Here is a 20,139-nt window from a genome sequence, read left to right on the forward strand (position 1 = left end):
CCACTCTATCCAGGCGTCCGACCGGTTTCGCCTTACCGCCCTGATCGGTTTAGACTGAAAACACGTACACAAAACGCGACTTCACGATCGGAGAAAAGCGGTGAGCCAGATCCCTGTTGGTATCAGCACCTGCCTGCTGGGCAAAGAGGTTCGACACGATGGCGGGCACAAACACTCCCGCTACTGTACCCAGGTATTGTCCAAACACTTTGAATTCCGTTCCATCTGCCCGGAGCTGGAAGCGGGTCTGGGCGTGCCTCGCCCCGCCATTCACCTGCGGGAATACGACGATGGTCTGCGGCTGATTGAAAGCAAGGGCACGGCGGACCACACCGAGGCCATGAACACGTTTATCGAACGCATCATGCCGAGCCTGTCCGACCTGCGCGGCTACATCCTGATGGCGAAATCTCCCAGCTGTGGCATGGAGCGCATCAAGGTTCACAACGAGGAAGGCCGGGTCACCCGACGGGATGGTCGGGGACTGTTCGCCGAAGCGTTGATGAAGGCCTACCCGTTGATGCCGGTGGAAGAAGAAGGGCGGCTGCACGATGACATGCTGCGTGAAAACTTCATCGAGCGGGTGTTTGCCTACGATGACTGGATGCAAAACGTGGCGGGCGACAACCTGACCCCCAAGGCGCTGATCGAATTCCACACCCGGCACAAGTTTCAGTTGCTGGCTCACTCAGAGAAAATTTACCGGCAACTGGGCCCCCTTCTCTCGGATCTCAAGTCCTCCCCCCTGGAAGACACCGCCGACCAGTACCTGCAATTGTTCATGGAAGCGATGAGTCAGAAAGTCAGCCGGGGTTCCCACACCAACGCCATGCAACACCTCATGGGTTACTTGCGAGATTCGTTGGGTGATGAAGAACGCAAAGTCCTGATTGAACAGATGGAAGCCTACCGTCGGGGCGAGGTGCCTCTGGTGGTTCCCATGACGCTCCTCAGGATGGCACAGCGGCGGGAGCCCGTAGATTACCTGAACGTACAGCAGTACCTGACGCCCTACCCGGATGAGCTGGGGCTTCGTAACAAGGTCTGAATCAGTAGGTGTAGAGCACTGACAGCGCAGTGACCGTGTCGGTCCGCTCGGCATCGTCTGGCGGGTTCGACACATGCTTTACCCGATAGGAAAGCTTTAGCGCAAGATTACCAACGACCGTCGTTTGTAGAGACGTTTCGGACTCGGTGATGGTGTTGGTTTCTTCCAGACCAACTTCAGTAGCCAACTTCTGCCGGAACAGGGAACGGTCTGAAATTTCGTACGCCAACTCCGCCGCGAAACGGGCAATGGCCGACTCTTCTTCATCGGTGCCATCGGGCTCGGGCTCATCCAGCCGGTTATACCGGTAACCGAGACCGGTTGACACGCTCAGGAACGACACGTCTCCCACTTCCCAGATCCGGTTACCGTAACCGGCGGTAACGGATGTTTCGAAGGCATAGCCTGAGAAACGATCGTCTTCCCAGGCACCACGGAGAAACCAGTACTGCTGTTCATCGAATTTGTAGTTGGTTTCCCCCTGCGCCCGGTACTGCTCCGCGGTGGTCTCATCCTCGGCTTCGATGTGACGGGCCGTGAACTCACCGGTGTTGCGCCAGCGCCTGAATTCCCGTGTTAGCCCGATACGGCCACTGATATTCCGTTCATCGGTGTTGCCGGTGGCCACCAGAACCCCGAGTTCAAATTCGGCCTGCAGGCCCGGGTTATTCTGGGCCTGAACCAGAGGAGCCACGCTCAACAAGAGCGCAGCGACTGCCGTTTTCAGTTTCACGAAGCCTTCTCCCTGGCCGGGCGGTTTCAGGCTTCCGCTGTGTTACGGGCCTGCTCTCCCGCCTGGCTTTTTTGTGCCTGACGCTCACGCTCCGCCTTCTTTCGGGCTTTGCGTTCAGCAATGATCCGGGCGGCCTCACCACCAACGTGAACCTCGCCACGCTGCTCCGCAAGGCGCATCTGGTGTTCGCGTTCCTTGAAGCGTGCCTTCTGTTCCTCGGTCAGCGAATCGATACACTGGTGACAGCTGACACCCTGCTCGTATTCCGGACGTTGCTTGTCGTCTTCGGTAATGGGTCGCCGGCAGGCATGGCACTGGTCATAGTCACCGCGTTCCAGCCGGTGATTCACGGTCACCCGGTCATCAAACACGAAGCACTCACCATGCCACAGAGTGTTTTCCTCCGGCACTTCTTCCAGGTACTTCAGAATGCCACCCTTCAGGTGATAGACCTCTTCGAAGCCCTGCTCCTTCAGGTACGCCGTCGACTTCTCGCAACGAATGCCCCCGGTGCAGAACATGGCCACCTTCTTGTGCTTGGCCGGATCCAGGTTTTCCTTTACGTAGTCGGGGAACTCGCGGAAGGTATCAGTCGCCGGGTTGACCGCATTCTGGAAGGTGCCGATTTCCACCTCGTACTGGTTTCGGGTGTCGATCAGAACCACCTCTGGGTCAGAAATCAGGTTGTTCCAGTCCTTCGGATCAACGTAGGTGCCTACCACGCGCTTCGGGTCAATGCCCTCAACCCCCATGGTGACGATCTCTTTCTTCAGCTTCACTTTGGTGCGCTTGAACGGCTGGATGTCCACAAAGGACTCTTTGTAGTCCACACCTTTGAAGCGCTCATCGGCGGCCAACCAGGCTTTTACGGCATCGATACCGTCACGGCTGCCAGCGATGGTTCCGTTGATGCCTTCACGGGCCAGCAACAGGGTGCCTCGGACATCGTGCCCCAGCATAGTGTCCAGAAGGGACTGGCGAAGGTCGGCGTAATTATTCAGATCTACGAACTTGTAAAGTGCGCAGACAACAACGTCATGACTCATTAACTTCTCCTGCGGGCCGGATCGTAAATCCGGAGCATGGTTTTTGACTATAGCTCTTCAGAAAGACCGAGAGGGCGCAAATTTTAACCAACTTTGCGCCCTGTTCAAGTGCGGGGTGTCCGAAGCGTGGGTAACGGCGCTCAACGCCTGGATGCCAGCTCCCGCTCGACAACGGCAGACATCTGGCCCCAGCCGGGACGTGTCAGCAGGATATTATCGACCAGGACACTGGGGGTACTGGTCAGGCGGAGCTGCATGGCAACGCGGCGGCTCTGTTCAATGTCTTCGAGGTGCAACGCGGTATTCATACAGCGTTCGAACCGGCGCTCCTCCAGCCCCAGATCGACGGCATAGCGGGTGAATGTCGCCACAGGGTCACCGGAGCCACTCCACTCAGTCTGCGCATCAAACAGGCGATCGTGCATGGCCCAGTAGGCGTCCTGATCCCCCGCGCACCGGGCTGCCATGGCTGCCGGCATGGCATTGGCGTGCTGCTTCAGGGGCAGGTCGTAGAACACGAACCGCACCTTGCCGGCGTCAACGTATTCCTCCTTCAGCCGGCGGGCTGCCTCGGAAAACCGACCGCAGGCCGGGCACTGATAGTCGGCAAACTCACGAACCACCACCGGGGCATCTTCGGCGCCCACGGATATACCGAACCGATCCAGTTCGGCGGGAAAGGGATCAGCGTTGGCAGCCGCCACCGGTAACCCTTCTGCGTCGGGTTGCGGTGGGGCTGTCACAAAAAACAGTCCAATGACGACGGCCGCCGCCAGCGCAACAGCGGCACCAATCCAGACAGCCTTACCACGCTTGCCCCGCGGCGCATTGGATCCGGAGGTTTTCCGGCGCTTGGCTTCTCCCATTACGAACTCCTTCCTGTCTGTTTGTAATTCATTCCCGGCTAGAAAACAGCTTTGTCTCGCGCGCACTCGGCACAGAGGGGTTGCCTGTCGGCCGGCTCCCACAGTTTACCAATCTGCTGAACGGCTGTATCGGAACAATACACCCGCTTCTATGGGTCCGGAAGCATACTGATCGTCCGGAAGCATGAACTTTTTGCCAACGCTAACGTACGTTTTTTTGGATAGGTAACCGACGGAGTGAACGTGCATGCTGGGATTTCTGAAGCGAGCCCCGAAGAAGAAACTGCAAAAAGACTACGAGTACACCCTGGGCAAAGCCATGCACGCCCAGCGCAACGGGGATCTGCGAACCCACGGCACGCTGATGGAAGAGGCCGAGAAAATCTACGAAGAAATCAGAAAGCTCGAGAAATCAGGTTAACGTCACAGGGAATCAGTCCTTCTCCGGCGCACCCGAGAAGTGGCGCAACTGGCGGCGAAGCGCCGTGATCTCCCGGCGCATCTCATCCACTTCATCCAACAGGTCGAGCGACATCGCCAGCCCGGGCAGGTTCATCTTGAGATCCCGTTGCAGCCGAATCGCCTTGCGAAGCCGCATCAAGGCGGCTTGATCAAACAGCCAGCGGGCCCTCCCGGCATCATCGGCAAGATTAACCGGCTCGATAATGCCGTAACTCACCATCTTCAACACCAACTCCCCGTGGCATTCCCCCTGCTCGCAGATTTCACGGAACGTGAAGCGAATCTGAGGATCGGTGATCTCGACCACCAGCACGTCGTCATCTCTGCTCATGCGATCACTCCCTGTCTAGACGTGCAGCTTGCTGCGTGGATTGAATGCTTTTTCGGATTCGGCCAACTTCTCGTATAGCTTTTCAGCCTCCGGATTGTGCTGCTCGGGCATTACGATCTGCAGCACAACGATCTGATCCCCCGAATGCTTACCCGGGAATCCCTTGCCCTTGAGACGCAGCTTCCGACCGCTGGATGAACCCTTTGGCACCTTGACGCTCACCTTGCCACCAACGGTTGGCACGGTGACAGACGCCCCCAGGGCCGCTTCCCAGGGTGCAATCGGTACGGTCACCAGTATGTCCCGACCTTCGACGGCGAACGTCGGATGGGGTGCCAGCTCAATCTCCAGTAGCAGGTCACCGGCTTCAGCACCGCCAATGCCCGGCGAGCCCTGCCCCTTGAGGCGCAAATGCTGACCTTCCCGCATGCCGGCCGGAATTTTCACGTTCAGGGTTTTCTTTCTTGGCATCAGCCGGCCATGCTCGTCCGGCTCATGAACGGTAAACGACACCTGCTTGTCGCAGCCGTGAAACACCTCTTCCAGAAACAGCGCCAGCCGGGCGTGAACATCCTCACCACGCATACGCATCGACTGACGGAATCCGTGACTGCCGCCGCCAAAGCCACCCCCGCGGGCTCCGCCTCCGAAGATTTCCTCGAAGAAATCGCTGAACTGGCGGGCATCGGCGTCGGTATAGCCACCGCGCCCGAACCCGGACGCACTTTGCCAGCCAGGTGGGGGTTCAAACGAACCGTCAGGCCGGGCGCCATACTTACGCAGCTGATCGTATTCGGCGCGCTTTTCAGGGTCCTTCAGAACCTCATAGGCCTCGCCAAGGTCCTTGAACTTTTCATCGGCGCCTTCTTCCTTGCTCACATCCGGATGATATTTCCGGGCCAGCTTGCGGTAGGCCTTTTTAATGTCCTCGGGAGAGGCAGACTCGCTCACACCGAGCACGGCGTAATAGTCTTTAAAATCCATTCGGGTCCTCACCACTGATTAACGATGACGAGCTTTTGCTCATTTGTTAATCACTATATTTGATGAGGTTTGGAAAATTACAAGGGAGGGTTTGCTCTCACTTGAGGCAAGTCAGGATTGGATGTGAGGGAGGCAAACGAAAGACTTCGAGTAATCGTCGGAGGGGCGGTGGTGTTCAAAACACGCCCGCAAGTACATCCCTGTAGGGCTTGGCTGTGGCCATCCATGGCCACAGACAGTTTTGAACACCACCGCCACTCCAACTCGGCTCAACCACTCAGATATATCGGTGCGGTTGGACCAAGCCTGGTGGGCAGGCTGATCGGAAATCTGTCGCGCCAGGGATGGCGCGACGAAGCCCTACAGGGATGTATTTACGGGCGGTTTCCGATCGGGCTGGCCACCGGGCGCCACGATGCAACCATCAGGCTACACAATGACAAATGAGCGACCTTACTTAACCTTCGGGTCCAGCTCGCCAGCAGCGTAACGCTCGAACATCTGGTCCAGGTTAAGCGGCTTGATCTTGCTGGCGTTGCCGGCAGTGCCAAATGCCTCGTAGCGAGCGACACAGATGTCGGTCATCGCCTTCATGGTTTCCTTGAGGAATTTACGAGGATCGAATTCGGACGGCTTCTCGCTCAGGAAGCGACGAACCGCACCAGTGCTGGCCAGACGCAGGTCGGTATCGATGTTGACCTTGCGCACGCCGTGCTTGATACCCTCAACGATTTCTTCAACCGGCACACCGTAGGTTTCCGGGATTTCGCCACCGAACTCGTTGATCACCTTCAGCCACTCCTGAGGTACGGAGCTGGAGCCGTGCATGACCAGGTGGGTGTCCGGAATCCGGGCGTGGATGGCCTTGATCTGGTCGATGGCCAGGATGTCGCCCGTGGGCGGACGGGTGAACTTGTAGGCACCGTGGCTGGTACCGATGGCGATAGCCAGGGCATCGACGTGAGTCTTCTTAACGAAGTCAGCCGCTTCTTCCGGGTCGGTCAGCATCTGGCTGTGATCCAGGGTGCCCTCGGCACCAATGCCGTCCTCTTCACCGGCCTGACCGGTTTCCAGGGAGCCCAGGCAACCCAGCTCACCTTCCACAGACACACCACAGGCGTGCGCCATCTCTACGGTGCGACGGGTTACGTCAACGTTGTACTCGTAGTCGGTCGGAGTCTTACCGTCTTCGCCCAGGGAACCGTCCATCATGACCGAGCTGAAGCCCAGCTGGATGGAGCGCTGGCACACAGACGGGCTGGTGCCGTGATCCTGGTGCATGACCACCGGAATATGGGGAAACTCTTCAATGGCCGCCAGAATCAGGTGACGCAGGAAGGGCGCACCGGCGTACTTACGGGCACCGGCAGAAGCCTGGACAATCACCGGGGAATCGGTCTTGTCAGCCGCTTCCATGATGGCGCGCATCTGCTCCAGGTTGTTGACGTTAAAGGCTGGCACACCGTAACCGTGCTCGGCGGCGTGATCCAGCAGTTGCCGCATCGAAATCAGGGCCATGGGTAGTCTCCTCGATTGGATTTAGAATGATTAATTGCTGTTCGTTACCAGGCTCGTACCTATCGACTCTTGAGCCTGCTTCGCGATTCGTAATATCGCGTGGGGCTTATGCTCCACGCTCTTCCAGTACCGCGACGGCTGGCAGGGTTTTCCCCTCAACGAATTCCAGGAAAGCGCCGCCGCCGGTGGAGATGTAGGAAATTTTGTCAGCCACGCCGTACTTGTCAACGGCCGCGACGGTGTCACCACCACCGGCCAGTGAGAAGGCGTCACTCTCAGCGATGGCGTCAGCCAGGGCCTTTGTGCCATTACCGAACTGATCAAACTCGAACACGCCAACCGGGCCGTTCCACAGGATGGTCCTGGCGTTTTTCAGCAGTTCGGCAAACAGGCCGGCGGTTTCCGGGCCCACATCCAGAATCATGTCATTGTCGGTGACATCCGCGATGTTCTTCGTGGTAGCCGTCGCAGTTTCGGCAAATTCACTGGCTACAACCACATCCACCGGCAGGGGAATCTCGACGCGGCCTGCGATGTCCTTTGCGGTATCCACCAGGTCATGCTCGCACAGGGACTTGCCCACCGGGTGGCCAGCAGCCGCCAGGAAAGTGTTGGCAATGCCACCACCGACGATGATCTGATCACAGACTTTTTCCAGCGCGTTCAGTACGTCCAGCTTGGTGGACACCTTGGAGCCACCGACAATGGCCACTACCGGCTTGGCCGGGTTATCCAGTGCCTTGCCCAGGGCTTCCAGCTCAGCAGCCAGCAGCGGGCCTGCACAGGCTTCCGGCGCGAAACGGGCAACACCGTGGGTGGACGCCTGGGCGCGGTGCGCGGTGCCGAAGGCATCCATCACAAACACATCACACAGGGCGGCGTACTGCTTGGCCAGGGTTTCGTCGTCTTTTTTCTCGCCCTTGTTGAAGCGGACGTTCTCAAACAGCACCACTTCACCATCGGCAAGCTCGACGCCATCCAGGTAATCCTGCACCAGGCGTACATCCTGCCCTAGCACGGTAGAAAGATGATCGGCCACCGGCTTCATGGAGGAAGCCTCATCGTAGACACCCTCTTCCGGACGTCCCAGGTGGGACATCAGCATGACCTTGGCACCGGCGTCCATGGCCGCCTTGATGGTCGGCAAGGACGCACGGATACGAGCATCGCTGGTTACCTTGCCGCCTTTCACTGGCACGTTCAGGTCTTCGCGGATCAGCACTCGCTTGCCAGCGAGGTTCAGGTCGGTCATTTTCTTGATGGCCATAACGTTCGTCCCTTCAACTAATAGACAGATTAAGCTTGTTGCTTCAGCCAGCTGTTGCTGACATCCAGCATTCGGTTGGCAAATCCCCACTCGTTATCAAACCAGCACAGCACCTTGACCATGGTGCCGCCGGTGACCCGGGTCTGGCCGCCGTCCACAACCCCGGAATGGGCATCGTGATTGAAATCGGAACTGGCGAGCAGCTCGTCGGTATAACCGAGGATGCCTTTCAGTGGGCCATTGGCCGCTGTCTGGATAACTTCGTTGACCGCACCCACATCGGTGGTCTGCCGGACATTGACCACCATATCAATGGCGGAGACATTCAGCGTGGGCACCCGCATGGCAACCGAACTGAAACGATCTTTCATTTGCGGCAGCAGGCGTTCAATGCCAACCGCCAGCCCGGTATCCACCGGCACAATGTTGTGCAGGGCGCTGCGGGTGCGCCGCAGATCCTGATGGTGATAGGCGTCGATCACCGGCTGATCGTTCATGGCTGCATGAATGGTGGTCGTACTGCCCCGCTCGACACCAAAGGCGTCGTCCAGAACTCGGATGACCGGCACCAGGCAATTGGTGGTGCAGGAGCCCGCGGCGACGATACGGTCGTCAGCGCTGAGCTGGTCATCGTTAATGCCAAACACCACCGTGCGATCCACATCCGGCTCGGCCGGCTGGGAAAACAACAGGCGCTTCGCGCCTGCGTCGAGGTGCCTTTGGGCCGTCTGACGATCCGTGTACGCACCGGAGCATTCGAGCACGAGATCAATATTCAGCAGATCCCATGGCAGCTCGGCAGGCTCAGAATGACGCAGCACGTGGATCTGGTCACCATTCACCCAGAGATCGCCCCCCCGGGCTTCAACGTCACCCTGAAAACGACCGTGGGTGGAGTCATAGCGGGTCAGGTGGGCGATGGTGTCCAGGTCCGACAGTTCATTGATCGCGACCACCTGAAGGCGGTCGCGAAAGCCGTTTTCGTAGAGCGCACGCAACACGCACTGCCCGATACGGCCGTACCCGTTGATGGCAATCCGAAAAGGCGCGGCGTCGGTCATCAGGCGTCCAACAGTTCGGAGGCCACTTCCAGAATGTTGTCGACAGTGAAGCCGAACTCCTTGAACAGCTCGCCTGCCGGTGCAGACTCACCGAAGGTGGTCATGCCGATGACACGGCCATCCAGGCCAACGTACTTGTACCAGTAGTCCGCGATCGCCGCTTCAATGGCGATACGGTTAGTGACTTCCAGCGGCAACACCTGCTGCTTGTACTCGGCGCTCTGGGCGTCGAAGGCGTCGGTCGACGGCATGGAAACCACACGCACCTTCTTGCCTCCGTCGCGCAGCTTGGCGGCAGCGTCCTGGGCCAGAGCCACTTCGGAGCCGGTGGCAATCAGGATCAGGTCAGGAGTGCCTTCGCTGTCGGACAGGATGTAACCACCCTTGGCGACATTGGCCAGCTGCTCGTCGGAACGCGCCTGATGAGGCAGTCCCTGGCGGGAGAACACCATGGCGGTCGGGCCGTCCTGACGCTCCAGTGCGTATTTCCAGGCTACCGCAGATTCAACGGTATCGGCCGGACGCCAGGTGCTCATGTTCGGCGTGGTGCGCAGGCTTGCCAGCTGTTCGATCGGCTGGTGGGTCGGACCGTCTTCGCCCAGACCAATGGAGTCGTGGGTAAACACGAAGATGGAACGCTGCTTCATCAGGGCCGCCATACGCACGGCGTTGCGGCAGTATTCCATGAAGATCAGGAAGGTAGCGCCATAGGGCACAAAGCCACCGTGCAGGGCGATACCGTTCATGATCGCCGCCATGCCGAACTCACGCACACCGTAGAAGATGTAGTTGCCGCTGGCGTCTTCTTTGGTCAGGCCCTTGGTGCCGCCCCAGATGGTCAGGTTGGAACCGGCCAGATCCGCAGAGCCACCCATCAGTTCCGGCAACAGTGGGCCGTAGGCGTTCAGGGTGTTCTGGGACGCCTTACGGCTGGCGATGGTTTCGCCCTTGTCCTGACACTCCTGAATGTAAGCCTGGGCTTTTTCGGCAAAGTCGGCCGGCAGGTCGCCCGCCATACGGCGCTTGAACTCGGCAGCCAGTTCGGGTTCTGCCTTTTCGTAGGCCGCGAACTTCTCGTCCCACGCACTCTGGGCAGCAGCGCCTTTGTCGCGAGCGCTCCAGGCAGCGTAAATATCGTCTGGCATTTCGAACGGGCCATGCTCCCAACCCAGCTGCTCGCGGGTCAGGGCGATTTCGTCATCACCCAGCGGTGCACCGTGACAGCTTTCCTTACCTTGCTTGTTCGGGGAACCGAAGCCGATGATGGTCTTGCAGCAAATCAGTGTCGGCTGACTGGTGTTGGCGCGGCCAGCTTCAATCGCAGCACGGATGGCATCGGCATTGTGACCGTCAACGGCCGGAATAACCTGCCAGCCGTAGGATTCAAAGCGCTGCGGGGTGTTGTCTGTGAACCAGCCTTCGACTTCGCCGTCGATGGATATGCCGTTGTCGTCGTAGAAGAAGATCAGCTTACCCAGTCCCAGCGTGCCTGCCAGAGACGCAACCTCATGGGAGATACCTTCCATCAGGCAGCCATCGCCCAGGAAGGCGTAGGTGTAGTGATCCACGATGTCGTGACCCGGGCGGTTGAACTGTGCCGCCATGGCTTTTTCAGCGATCGCGAAGCCAACGGCGTTGGCAATGCCCTGCCCCAGCGGGCCAGTGGTGGTTTCGACACCCGGGGTGTAGCCGTACTCAGGATGGCCCGGGGTTTTGGAATGCAGTTGGCGGAAGTTCTTGAGGTCTTCCATGGAAACGTCGTAGCCGCTCAGGTGCAGCAGAGCGTACTGAAGCATGGAGCCGTGACCGTTGGACAGCACAAAGCGGTCACGGTTAGACCACTTGGGATCGGCAGGGTTGTGGGTCAGGTAATCGTTCCACAGCACCTCGGCGATATCCGCCATACCCATTGGCGCTCCAGGGTGGCCGGACTTGGCTTTCTGCACCGCATCCATGCTCAGCGCGCGAATGGCGTTGGCGAGATCTTTACGAGACGGCATTGACGTTTCTCCAGTTTGGTCGGGAAAAGAATTCGGACTGCAAAAAAAGAGGCGCGTATTTTCGCCGATTACGGTATGCCGGGGCAAATCGACGTACCTGCAATACGGCAATCCCTTCCTGTGGATTCCCGAAACATGACACTCCGACCAAAAATAAAACCTATATCAACTTTTTTTGATATGGCTATTGCCTGATCAATTATTCCCCCCTACACTCCCCAACCATGACATCCATGAACGCACACGCAGAGCAACTCGCATCCGTCGCCACGCTGGCCCCGATCTTCAAGGCCAGCGGCGATCCCATGCGACTTGAAATTCTGCGCGTGCTGCGCCGGGACACGTTTGGCGTGCTCGAACTGAGCCAGCTGTTTGATATGCGCCAGTCGGGCATGAGTCATCACCTGAAGGTGCTGCACAAGGCGGGATTGCTGGAACCCCAGCGTGAAGGCAACGCGATTTTCTATCGCCGCCCACTGCACCTGGATAGCGACAAACCAACGGACCAGATCATCCGCCAGATCTTTGAAACAGTGGATCAGGTAGCCCTGCCGCCCCACCTGCAGGAGAAGATTGACGCCATCCGCACCCAGCGGGCGGACCAGTCGCAGGCGTTTTTCGCCCGGCACGCCGAACAGTTCCGGGAACAGCAAGAGCTGATTGCCTCCTTCGAACTTTACGCAAAGCCGGTCGCAAAGCTGCTCCGCCAGCGGTCGACCAAGCAGAACTGGCAGACCGCCCTTGAGATCGGTCCCGGTGAAGGCGCCTTTCTGAAGGTAATGTCGGAACTGGCCGCGCATGTGGTGGCACTGGATAACAGCAAAGACATGCTGGCCAAGGCGACCCGCACCTGCATTGATGAGCACCTGCACAACGTGGACCTGATCGAGGGTGTGACCGATACCCTGCTGGGCCGGGGAGATGCCTTTGATCTGGTGGTGGCGAACATGGTGCTGCACCACGTGCCCAGCCCGGCGGACATTTTTCTGGATGCGGCTGCCCTGATGAACAGCGGTGGCTGCCTGGTGATCAGCGAACTGTGCAGCCACGACCAGGACTGGGCCAAGCAGAACTGTGGCGACCTGTGGCTGGGTTTTGAGCCCGAGGAACTGACCGCCTGGGGGGCGGATGCCGGCCTTACCGCTGGCGAACAGCTGTTTATCGGCCTGCGCAACGGTTTCCAGATTCAGGTTCGTGAGTTCTGGAAGGCTTCAAGCCTTGCGTAAACCAATGACCTTAAAGGCATATCAAAAACTTTTGATACGCAGTAAGTAGAAGTACGTACAATCGAACGACGCAAAACAACATGGACGCCGGCGATTGATGTACAAACCGGCACGATTTGAATCGCTCAACGAGGAGCAACGCTATGTCTGACTACAGCATCTTTACTTCCGAATCTGTTTCCGAGGGCCATCCGGACAAGCTGGCCGATCAGATTTCTGATGCCGTTCTGGATGCCATCCTGACCGACGATCCGCACGCGCGGGTTGCTTGTGAAACCATGGTGAAGACCGGCGTAGCCATCGTTGGCGGCGAAATCACCACCAGCGCCTGGGTCGACCTGGAAGACCTGGTGCGGGGCGTTATCAAGGACATCGGCTATACCTCCTCCGACGTTGGCTACGACGGAGACACCTGTGGTGTGATCAACATCATCGGCAAACAGTCTGTCGACATTGCCCAGGGCGTTGACCGCCAGAAGCCGGAAGATCAGGGTGCCGGCGATCAGGGGCTGATGTTTGGCTACGCCAGTAACGAAACCGACGTTCTGATGCCCGCTCCGATTACCTTTGCCCACCGTCTGGTAGAGCGCCAGGCCGAGGCCCGCAAGAGCGGCCTGCTGCCATGGCTGCGTCCGGACGCCAAGAGCCAGGTCACCTGCCGGTACGAGGACGGCAAGGTCGTCGGCATCGATGCCGTGGTTCTGTCCACCCAGCACGACGAGGACGTGACCCAGACCGACCTGAAAGAAGCGGTGATGGAGTTGATCGTGAAGAACGTGCTGCCCGCCGAGCTTCTGCACAGTGGCACCCAGTTCCACATCAACCCGACCGGCAAGTTTGTGATCGGTGGCCCGGTGGGCGACTGCGGCCTGACCGGCCGCAAGATCATCGTCGACACCTACGGCGGCATGGCCCGTCACGGTGGTGGCGCGTTCTCCGGCAAAGATCCGTCCAAGGTAGACCGCTCTGCAGCCTACGCCGGCCGTTACGTTGCCAAGAACATTGTGGCCGCCGGCCTGGCCGACAAGTGCGAAATCCAGGTGTCCTACGCGATTGGTGTCGCCCAGCCGACGTCCATTTCCCTGAACACCTTCGGTACCGGCAAGATCAGCGACGACCAGATCATTCAGCTGGTGCGCGAGCACTTTGACCTGCGCCCGTATGCCATCACCAACATGCTGGATCTTCTGCACCCCATGTACCGGGCGACCGCCGCTTACGGCCACTTTGGTCGAGACCCGTACGAGATGACCGTGAACGGCAAGACCTTCACCGCGTTCCCATGGGAAAAGACCGATCGTGCCGCTGCCCTGAAGGACGCCGCGAGTATCTAAATCACGTTGCCGGGCGTATTCCTGACGGCATACGCTCAATACCATTTAAATCGAAGGCCCTGAGAGCAACTGGCTCCGGAAGCCGAAAACGAACAGGAGAACACCCATGAGCACTCCGGCAGAACAACTGAACAGCTTCAGCGACTACAAAGTCCGCGACATTTCCCTGGCCGACTGGGGACGTAAGGAAATCAGCATTGCCGAAGGCGAGATGCCGGCGCTGATGAAACTGCGGGAAAAGTACAAGGCTGAGCAGCCGTTGAAAGGCGCCAACATCATGGGCTGCATCCACATGACCGTACAGACTGCGGTACTGATCGAAACCCTGGTGGAACTGGGCGCGAACGTTCGCTGGTCCTCATGCAACATTTTCTCTACCCAGGACCACGCGGCCGCAGCCATTGCCGCCCAGGGCATCCCGGTGTTCGCCTGGAAAGGTGAAACCGAGGAAGAATACGAATGGTGCCTGGAGCGTACCGTCGGTGCCGATGTTGACGGCTGGGAACCGAACATGATCCTGGACGACGGCGGCGACCTGACCGCCCTGCTGCACGACAGCTACTCGGAAATCCTGTCCAGGTGCCACGGTGTAACCGAAGAAACCACCACCGGTGTGCACCGTCTGCAGGAAATGCTGCGGGAAGGCACTCTGAAAGTACCGGCCATCAACGTTAATGACGCGGTGACCAAGTCCAAGAACGACAACAAATACGGTTGTCGTCACAGTCTGAACGACGCCATCAAGCGCGCGACCGACCACCTCCTGGCCGGCAAGAAGGCGCTGGTGATCGGTTACGGGGATGTGGGTAAAGGCTCTGCCGCTTCCCTGCGCCAGGAAGGCATGATTGTGAAGGTCACCGAAGCGGACCCGATCTGCGCTATGCAGGCCTGCATGGATGGCTTCGAAGTTGTGTCTCCGTATGCCGACGGCGTGAACAGCGGCACCGAAGCTTCCATCAACACCGAACTGCTGCAGAACACGGACCTGCTGGTCACCACCACCGGTAACGTGAACGTGTGCGACGCCAACATGCTGAAGGCACTGAAATCTGGCGCCGTGGTGTGCAATATCGGTCACTTCGACAACGAAATCGACACCGCCTACATGCGCAAGAACTGGGAGTGGGACGAGGTTAAGCCTCAGGTGCACGTGATCTACCGTGACAAGGCCAGCAACGATCACCTGATCCTGCTGTCCGAAGGCCGACTGGTAAATCTGGGTAACGCCACGGGCCACCCGTCACGGATCATGGACGGTTCTTTCGCCAACCAGGTGCTGGCCCAGATGTACCTGTTCGAGCGCAAGTTCGCCGACCTGCCGGAAGACGGCAAGGCCAAGGGCGTGTACGTTCAGGTCCTGCCCAAGCAGCTGGACGAAGAAGTGGCCCGTGCCATGGTGGAAGGCTTTGGTGGCGTGATCACCAAGCTGACGCCTGACCAGGCAAAATACATCGGCGTACCGGTCGAAGGCCCGTACAAGCCAGAAAGCTACAAGTACTGATCGGACACACACATGGATAGTCAAAAACAATTCAAGCGCCGTTTTAGCTTCGAGTTTTTCCCGCCCAAGACCGACCAGGGCAAGGAAAAACTTCAGGTTGTGCGCGACCAGCTGGCCGAGGTGAATCCGGACTTCTTCTCGGTCACCTTTGGCGCCGGCGGTTCGACACGTGACCGCACCATCGACACCGTGCTGACCCTGCAGAAACAGGGCATTTCCACAGCGCCGCACCTGTCCTGTGTCGGGGGCACCCGCGAGGAAATCGGCGAACTGCTGGACCTGTACAAGCAGCAGGGGATCAGCCGCATCGTCGCCCTGCGGGGTGATCTGCCCTCCGGTATGGGGGCTTCGGGTGAACTTCGCTATGCCAACGAGCTTGTGGAATTTATCCGCGAGCACAGCGGCGACACCTTCAACCTGGAAGTGGCAGCCTATCCGGAGTTCCACCCCCAGGCGCGCAGCGCGGAAGAAGACCTGCAGAACTTCGCCCGCAAGGTGAAGGCCGGCGCCAACAGCGCCATCACGCAGTACTTCTTCAACGCCGACAGCTACTTCTACTTCATCGATCGCCTGGAGAAGATGGACGTTACGGTACCGGTGGTGCCCGGCATCATGCCGATCGTCAACTTCTCCAGCCTGGTGCGGTTCTCCGACATGTGCGGGGCGGAAATTCCGCGCTGGATCCGGAAACAGCTGGAAGCCTACGGTGATGACACCGACAGCATCCGCAAGTTTGGTGAAGAGGTGGTCACGGATATGTGTGAGAGACTGCTGAAAGCCGGCGCCCCCGGCCTGCACTTCTACACGCTGAACCAGGCCCAGCCGAGCCTGAATATCTGGAAAAACCTGGGGATCAATGAGAAGGAACGGATTTCGTTCTAGTGATCCCTTAAGACTGCCGGTAGGGCCTCCCCTTGCCGGCGGTCTGGGTATAAAGGTCAATCATCAGTTGGAAGTTGGAAGTCGCTCACGGCTTTCTCCTCAAACAGGGACAGTGCGGCATGGGAAGCTAGCTCGTCGGGAAAATACGTCTATTGCAGATCATTCGGAAACGACGAAATTCCTGCCCATGACGAATCACACATTGTTCTTCAACCACCTCAAAGCCCTGGCGTTCGAAGAACGGTCGAGCTTCCAAACTGGCTTCGGTGCTAATCAGATTAGCTGAGTCAGGAAGCTGCTCGATGGCATGGCGGTACAGTTCGGTCGCCACACCCTGACGGGCAAAATCCGGATGGGTATACAAGAGTTCAATGTGATCTGATTCCTGAATCGATAGGAACCCCACTGGCCTGGAACCGACATCAGCAACATAGGTTGTCATTTCATCGAACCGGGCCTGCCATACCGACAGATCAGGTTCCATCGGCGCCCAGGCGTGACGCTGATCCGGAGTGTAGCTGGCAGCGAGTTCATGGACTGAGCGGGTAAATAAGGCCACCAAAGCCGCCAAATCCGTTACGTCGGCCCGCCGGATCAGGTATCTCACAATACGTGCACAAAATCAGACATTGACCGGGCGCAACGCGCTTCGGTTTCCTCCCGTTCAAGGCCGGCTTTGACGCCAGCCCGGTTTCGTTCCGGCTGGTTCTGGCTCGCTTTTACTTTTCCGATCAGTGTTTCAATCGAAACCTCAATGCCAACTATCGCCCTCACTAACCCCTCGGTGAAATCCGCCGGCGCATCCTCAACCCCCCAGGGTTCGCTCCTGCCTGACTCGTGACGGTTGGTCAGGTCTCGCAGCAGCTGATGCAGCCAGGCGGAATCTTCAATTACCCGGGCCTGCCCTTCGGCATGAACAGCCACGTAGTTCCATGTAGGCACCACCCGACCGGTTTCCGACTTGGTTGCGTACCAGGACGGAGAGACATAGCCATCAGGCCCCTGAAATACCACCAGAACCTTCGCGCCATCTTGCAGGCGTTTCCAGACCGGATTGCTTCGGGCCACATGACATCGCAAGCTACCCGGGGCTTCGCCCCCTTCGTAGCTCAGGTGAAAGGGCAAATGGTTAGCCTCGATGCCCTCCTCATCCGCCACGATCAGCAATCCGAAACTGTGTTCCTGTATCAGTTGGCGCAGCTCATCGCTGTCGTCTTCTCTGAAGTGGTTGGGTACGTACACTGAAGGGGGCTCCCTGAAAGGCCATGAAGATACTGATCAAACAGCAGGTTCGCCCGTCGATCAAGCCCACAAGTGAGAACAGGACCGACAGGCAGCGCACTCTTTTCTCCTGAATTGCAGAAAACCTAGCAATTGCCGACCATCAAGTTGTCCATTGGACATGCGACAGACTCCAGATATTGAACCAGGTGACTTGAGAGTTCCCGGGCATCCTCCCCGGCGCCATGAATAAAACTCGAATTCCGGCGGCGCATGAACGGCAACCCCATCACGTACAGTCCTTCGATGTCTGCAATACCTCCGTCGTGCTTGAGCCTGCCTTTATCATCGAAGGCGGGCATGTCCAGCCAGCGGTAATCCGGCTGCAGTCCGTTGGCCCAGATCACACTCCGGATGTTCCTCTGTGCCAGATTCAGTTTCAGAAGCGGTGACGACTCTATCTGTGTCGGGCCGAAGGGGACCGGGTCATCAATGTCCATAAGCAGGTCCTGCCGATCCGCCCAGTCATCAATGCGACGAACCAGTCGCTGAAGCTTGAGATCCGCCAGCGCACAGTGATTGCGCAGCGAGCCGGAAAACTGGACGGTCTGGCCATGGGCCGACACCAGACGCCCCGCCAACTGAACCCCAAGCGAGCGGACGTGATTGAGATCGAAGATGCGCTGTGCGACGTCGCCAATCAACTGGGGTGATGACAACCGTCTCAGACGCTTCAGATCCTCCACCTGATCGTATCGTTCGTTGTGCATCCCCATCAGATGCAGCCACCGCTGGATATCCAACCCCCGGTAGGTGCGGGGCATACGCACGTGTTCACCCGCACACAACACCACACCCCGACCGCTTTGTGCGAGTTCCGCAGCAATCTGAAGACCACTTGCAGAGGCCCCCACCACCATCACGTCTCCGTACGGCAGTTGCCGCGGATTACGATAATGCAGGCAACTGAACTGGCTGATGGCCGGCGACAACTGGGAGGAAAACACCGGCAATTTCGGCCGGGCAAAGGCGCCACTGGCCACCACCAGCGACCGGCACTGCCAGTCGCCCCGGCTGGTCTCCACCTTGAAGCCTTCCCCATGGATCGTCGCCCGCCGAACCGCCGTGGAGGTCTGCACCGGCGCGTTGATCGCGCCGGCGTAGCCACTGATGAAACGAGCGGTTTCCTGAGCCGTCATAAAGGCATCCGGCGAGTCTCCCCGGTAGGCGTAACCGGGTAGTTGCGATTGCCAGTTGGGTGTCAGCAGGCGCAGGGAGTCCCAACGCTGGCTAAGCCAGGCGTTAGCCACTTCGCCGCGTTCCAGCAGTACATGGTCAATCTGCTGTTCCTGCAGGCAGGCACTGAAAGCCAGTCCTGCGTGACCGGCACCAACGATCACGCAATCTACCCGGTTAACGCCGCTCACTTTACGACAACTGAAACGTTGGTGGGGTTGGTCAGGATGTCGAACACCGCTGAACGCTTCTGGGACTGAGCCACCAGCGCTTCGATATCCTCCTGGCTGGCATCGGCGTCGATGTCGAAGCACACTCGAACATCACCAAAACCATTGCGGACATCGCCATCCGCCCCCAGGATGCCCCGCAGGTCCATATCCCCTTCCAGGGACGCCTTCACAGAGTGCAGCTGGATATTCCTGTACTGGGCCACCGAGGCGATGCCTGCGGTCAGGCAGCTGGCCAGACCCACCAGGATGTATTCGACCGGTGTGATGCCGTTGTCTTCGGAGGCAAACACTTCCGGATGATCCGCATCAAAGGTGGCTTTCTGTTTGTGGTTCTGTTCCTCGCCCAGACCAAAAAAGCCTTCCACAGAGGTGTTACAGTGAGTGCCGTTTACCCATTCACAATGGGCGCGCCATTGGAACTGGGCAGCGGCCGGCATCTGGGTAACCGCATCGCGGGCGCCTACCAGGGCTTCAACATTGATACCGTTGTGGACAGATTTCTGAGTAGCGATCATGTTCATGACTTTCTCCTGATTCAGCTCGTTAAGTTGGCTGAGCTGTTGGTCGACCGGTATTGGTCGATGGAGAAAGTGTCTCGCCTTACCGTGGAAACCACCGTGGTAAGAAGCGTGGTATTTCGACAAAAATCGTCATGGATGGAAATGTTTGAACGCCCAGATGCTTTCTACGGGCATACCGGCCTGATACTGGGCATGGCGGACCGCCTCCGCATCGGGCGCCGCGTAGAGGCACAACATCCGGGTCTTGTCCTGTGAAAAGTAGGAATGCACAAAGCGGACATTGTGCGCTTTCAGGCATCCACCGTGGGCATCCTCCCGGGCCTGAAGGTCTTCAATTTTCACCGGCTCATCGAACCGGCGGCTGACCATCACGGTCGGGGCCTCCTCTATCCCGGCCGGGTGCATGCTGCTGCTCCAGGAGGTCAGGAAATTACTCCCAGACTGGCGCAGTGCCCGGCGGAGTGATTCAAGGTCGGGTGCCCGGAAGTGGCAGATCATATCCTTACTATTGCTACCCAGGAAGCTTTGTTGCCACTCGATACCATAGAGTGACAGACAGCCGTCTAACTCCCTGGCAAGTTGCATGACGTCCTCATCAGACAGCGGCGTTTCGTAAAATCGCTCTACAATGACATCAATCAAAGCGCATCCTCTCCCATGGGTTGGCTG

General features: G+C 58.5%; 20 protein-coding genes. 6 read left to right on the forward strand and 14 right to left on the reverse strand.

The annotated features are described in order from the left end of the window. Positions 1-100: 100 nt before the first annotated feature. The gene (locus K8I84_RS16995) at positions 101-1,048 is read left to right on the forward strand and encodes a YbgA family protein (RefSeq protein WP_223794322.1); all 948 of its coding nucleotides are present in this window, start codon (positions 101-103) and stop codon (positions 1,046-1,048) included. Position 1,049: 1 nt separating this feature from the next. On the opposite strand, the gene K8I84_RS08550 is transcribed toward K8I84_RS16995, so the two are convergent. From K8I84_RS08550 to K8I84_RS08560, 3 genes are all read right to left on the reverse strand, one after another. After that, positions 1,050-1,781 carry a YdiY family protein gene (locus K8I84_RS08550; RefSeq protein WP_223794323.1) on the reverse strand — a complete coding sequence of 244 codons (732 nt, stop codon included), beginning with the start codon at positions 1,779-1,781 and terminating at the stop codon, positions 1,050-1,052. Positions 1,782-1,807: 26 nt separating this feature from the next. Further along, positions 1,808-2,827, reverse strand: a complete 1,020-nt coding sequence (locus K8I84_RS08555; protein WP_223794324.1) for a rhodanese-related sulfurtransferase — start codon at positions 2,825-2,827, stop codon at positions 1,808-1,810. A gap of 140 nt (positions 2,828-2,967) precedes the next feature. Continuing rightward, positions 2,968-3,693, reverse strand: a complete 726-nt coding sequence (locus tag K8I84_RS08560) for a DsbA family protein (protein ID WP_223794325.1) — start codon at positions 3,691-3,693, stop codon at positions 2,968-2,970. A gap of 247 nt (positions 3,694-3,940) precedes the next feature. On the opposite strand from K8I84_RS08560, the gene K8I84_RS08565 reads away from it, so the two are divergent. Next, positions 3,941-4,114 carry a DUF6435 family protein gene (locus K8I84_RS08565; RefSeq protein ID WP_223794326.1) on the forward strand — a complete coding sequence of 58 codons (174 nt, stop codon included), beginning with the start codon at positions 3,941-3,943 and terminating at the stop codon, positions 4,112-4,114. Positions 4,115-4,126: 12 nt separating this feature from the next. Here the strand turns inward: K8I84_RS08565 and K8I84_RS08570 are convergent, their stop codons facing one another. From K8I84_RS08570 to tkt, 6 genes are all read right to left on the reverse strand, one after another. Next, entirely contained in the window at positions 4,127-4,486 is a 360-nt protein-coding gene (locus K8I84_RS08570) for a chaperone modulator CbpM (RefSeq protein ID WP_223794327.1), read from the reverse strand. 15 nt (positions 4,487-4,501) lie between these two features. Next, positions 4,502-5,470: a DnaJ C-terminal domain-containing protein gene (locus K8I84_RS08575; protein ID WP_223794328.1), complete on the reverse strand. Its 969-nt coding sequence runs from the start codon at positions 5,468-5,470 to the stop codon at positions 4,502-4,504. Between the two features lie 453 nt (positions 5,471-5,923). After that, positions 5,924-6,988, reverse strand: coding sequence for a class II fructose-bisphosphate aldolase (gene fba, locus K8I84_RS08580; RefSeq protein ID WP_223794329.1), 1,065 nt, complete (start codon positions 6,986-6,988; stop codon positions 5,924-5,926). Between the two features lie 106 nt (positions 6,989-7,094). After that, complete coding sequence (locus K8I84_RS08585) at positions 7,095-8,255, reverse strand: phosphoglycerate kinase (RefSeq protein ID WP_223794330.1); 1,161 nt, start codon at positions 8,253-8,255, stop codon at positions 7,095-7,097. Between the two features lie 29 nt (positions 8,256-8,284). Next, positions 8,285-9,316, reverse strand: a complete 1,032-nt coding sequence (locus K8I84_RS08590; protein ID WP_223794331.1) for a type I glyceraldehyde-3-phosphate dehydrogenase — start codon at positions 9,314-9,316, stop codon at positions 8,285-8,287. Further along, the gene (gene tkt / locus K8I84_RS08595; protein WP_223794332.1) at positions 9,316-11,316 is read right to left on the reverse strand and encodes a transketolase; all 2,001 of its coding nucleotides are present in this window, start codon (positions 11,314-11,316) and stop codon (positions 9,316-9,318) included. The genes K8I84_RS08590 and tkt overlap by 1 nt, the downstream gene beginning before the upstream one ends. A 224-nt stretch (positions 11,317-11,540) precedes the next feature. Between tkt and K8I84_RS08600 the strand changes: the two genes are divergently transcribed. From K8I84_RS08600 to metF, 4 genes are all read left to right on the forward strand, one after another. Beyond that, positions 11,541-12,542, forward strand: a complete 1,002-nt coding sequence (locus K8I84_RS08600; RefSeq protein WP_223794333.1) for a metalloregulator ArsR/SmtB family transcription factor — start codon at positions 11,541-11,543, stop codon at positions 12,540-12,542. Positions 12,543-12,685: 143 nt separating this feature from the next. Further along, positions 12,686-13,876, forward strand: coding sequence for a methionine adenosyltransferase (gene metK / locus K8I84_RS08605; protein ID WP_223794334.1), 1,191 nt, complete (start codon positions 12,686-12,688; stop codon positions 13,874-13,876). Positions 13,877-13,982: 106 nt separating this feature from the next. Then, the gene (ahcY, locus tag K8I84_RS08610) at positions 13,983-15,377 is read left to right on the forward strand and encodes an adenosylhomocysteinase (protein WP_223794335.1); all 1,395 of its coding nucleotides are present in this window, start codon (positions 13,983-13,985) and stop codon (positions 15,375-15,377) included. A gap of 12 nt (positions 15,378-15,389) precedes the next feature. Beyond that, the gene (metF, locus tag K8I84_RS08615; protein WP_223794336.1) at positions 15,390-16,259 is read left to right on the forward strand and encodes a methylenetetrahydrofolate reductase [NAD(P)H]; all 870 of its coding nucleotides are present in this window, start codon (positions 15,390-15,392) and stop codon (positions 16,257-16,259) included. A 127-nt stretch (positions 16,260-16,386) separates the two neighbouring features. On the opposite strand, the gene K8I84_RS08620 is transcribed toward metF, so the two are convergent. From K8I84_RS08620 to K8I84_RS08640, 5 genes are all read right to left on the reverse strand, one after another. Then, entirely contained in the window at positions 16,387-16,818 is a 432-nt protein-coding gene (locus K8I84_RS08620; protein ID WP_223794337.1) for a GNAT family N-acetyltransferase, read from the reverse strand. A 44-nt stretch (positions 16,819-16,862) separates the two neighbouring features. Continuing rightward, entirely contained in the window at positions 16,863-17,501 is a 639-nt protein-coding gene (locus tag K8I84_RS08625) for an FMN-binding negative transcriptional regulator (protein ID WP_223794338.1), read from the reverse strand. Positions 17,502-17,626: 125 nt separating this feature from the next. Continuing rightward, the gene (locus K8I84_RS08630; protein ID WP_223794339.1) at positions 17,627-18,907 is read right to left on the reverse strand and encodes an NAD(P)-binding domain-containing protein; all 1,281 of its coding nucleotides are present in this window, start codon (positions 18,905-18,907) and stop codon (positions 17,627-17,629) included. Continuing rightward, on the reverse strand, positions 18,904-19,470 hold the full coding sequence (locus K8I84_RS08635) for an OsmC family protein (protein WP_223794340.1): 567 nt from the start codon (positions 19,468-19,470) through the stop codon (positions 18,904-18,906). The genes K8I84_RS08630 and K8I84_RS08635 overlap by 4 nt, the downstream gene beginning before the upstream one ends. Before the next feature lie 129 nt (positions 19,471-19,599). After that, positions 19,600-20,112, reverse strand: coding sequence for a DUF4242 domain-containing protein (locus K8I84_RS08640; protein ID WP_223794341.1), 513 nt, complete (start codon positions 20,110-20,112; stop codon positions 19,600-19,602). Positions 20,113-20,139: the final 27 nt, after the last annotated feature.

The sequence above is a fragment of the Marinobacter sp. F4216 genome (assembly GCF_019931195.1).
GTDB lineage: Bacteria > Pseudomonadota > Gammaproteobacteria > Pseudomonadales > Oleiphilaceae > Marinobacter > Marinobacter suaedae.

Excerpts from the sequence above, each read along its gene's own strand:
- K8I84_RS08600 (WP_223794333.1), top strand. The coding sequence starts at position 11,541 with ATGACATCCATGAACGCACACGCAGAGCAACTCGCATCCGTCGCCACG.
- K8I84_RS08570 (WP_223794327.1), bottom strand. The coding sequence starts at position 4,486 with ATGAGCAGAGATGACGACGTGCTGGTGGTCGAGATCACCGATCCTCAG.
- ahcY (WP_223794335.1), top strand. The coding sequence starts at position 13,983 with ATGAGCACTCCGGCAGAACAACTGAACAGCTTCAGCGACTACAAAGTC.
- K8I84_RS08555 (WP_223794324.1), bottom strand. The coding sequence starts at position 2,827 with ATGAGTCATGACGTTGTTGTCTGCGCACTTTACAAGTTCGTAGATCTG.
- K8I84_RS08635 (WP_223794340.1), bottom strand. The coding sequence starts at position 19,470 with ATGAACATGATCGCTACTCAGAAATCTGTCCACAACGGTATCAATGTT.
- tkt (WP_223794332.1), bottom strand. The coding sequence starts at position 11,316 with ATGCCGTCTCGTAAAGATCTCGCCAACGCCATTCGCGCGCTGAGCATG.
- fba (WP_223794329.1), bottom strand. The coding sequence starts at position 6,988 with ATGGCCCTGATTTCGATGCGGCAACTGCTGGATCACGCCGCCGAGCAC.
- K8I84_RS08585 (WP_223794330.1), bottom strand. The coding sequence starts at position 8,255 with ATGGCCATCAAGAAAATGACCGACCTGAACCTCGCTGGCAAGCGAGTG.
- K8I84_RS08565 (WP_223794326.1), top strand. The coding sequence starts at position 3,941 with ATGCTGGGATTTCTGAAGCGAGCCCCGAAGAAGAAACTGCAAAAAGAC.
- metF (WP_223794336.1), top strand. The coding sequence starts at position 15,390 with ATGGATAGTCAAAAACAATTCAAGCGCCGTTTTAGCTTCGAGTTTTTC.
- K8I84_RS08575 (WP_223794328.1), bottom strand. The coding sequence starts at position 5,470 with ATGGATTTTAAAGACTATTACGCCGTGCTCGGTGTGAGCGAGTCTGCC.
- K8I84_RS08590 (WP_223794331.1), bottom strand. The coding sequence starts at position 9,316 with ATGACCGACGCCGCGCCTTTTCGGATTGCCATCAACGGGTACGGCCGT.
- K8I84_RS08560 (WP_223794325.1), bottom strand. The coding sequence starts at position 3,693 with ATGGGAGAAGCCAAGCGCCGGAAAACCTCCGGATCCAATGCGCCGCGG.
- metK (WP_223794334.1), top strand. The coding sequence starts at position 12,686 with ATGTCTGACTACAGCATCTTTACTTCCGAATCTGTTTCCGAGGGCCAT.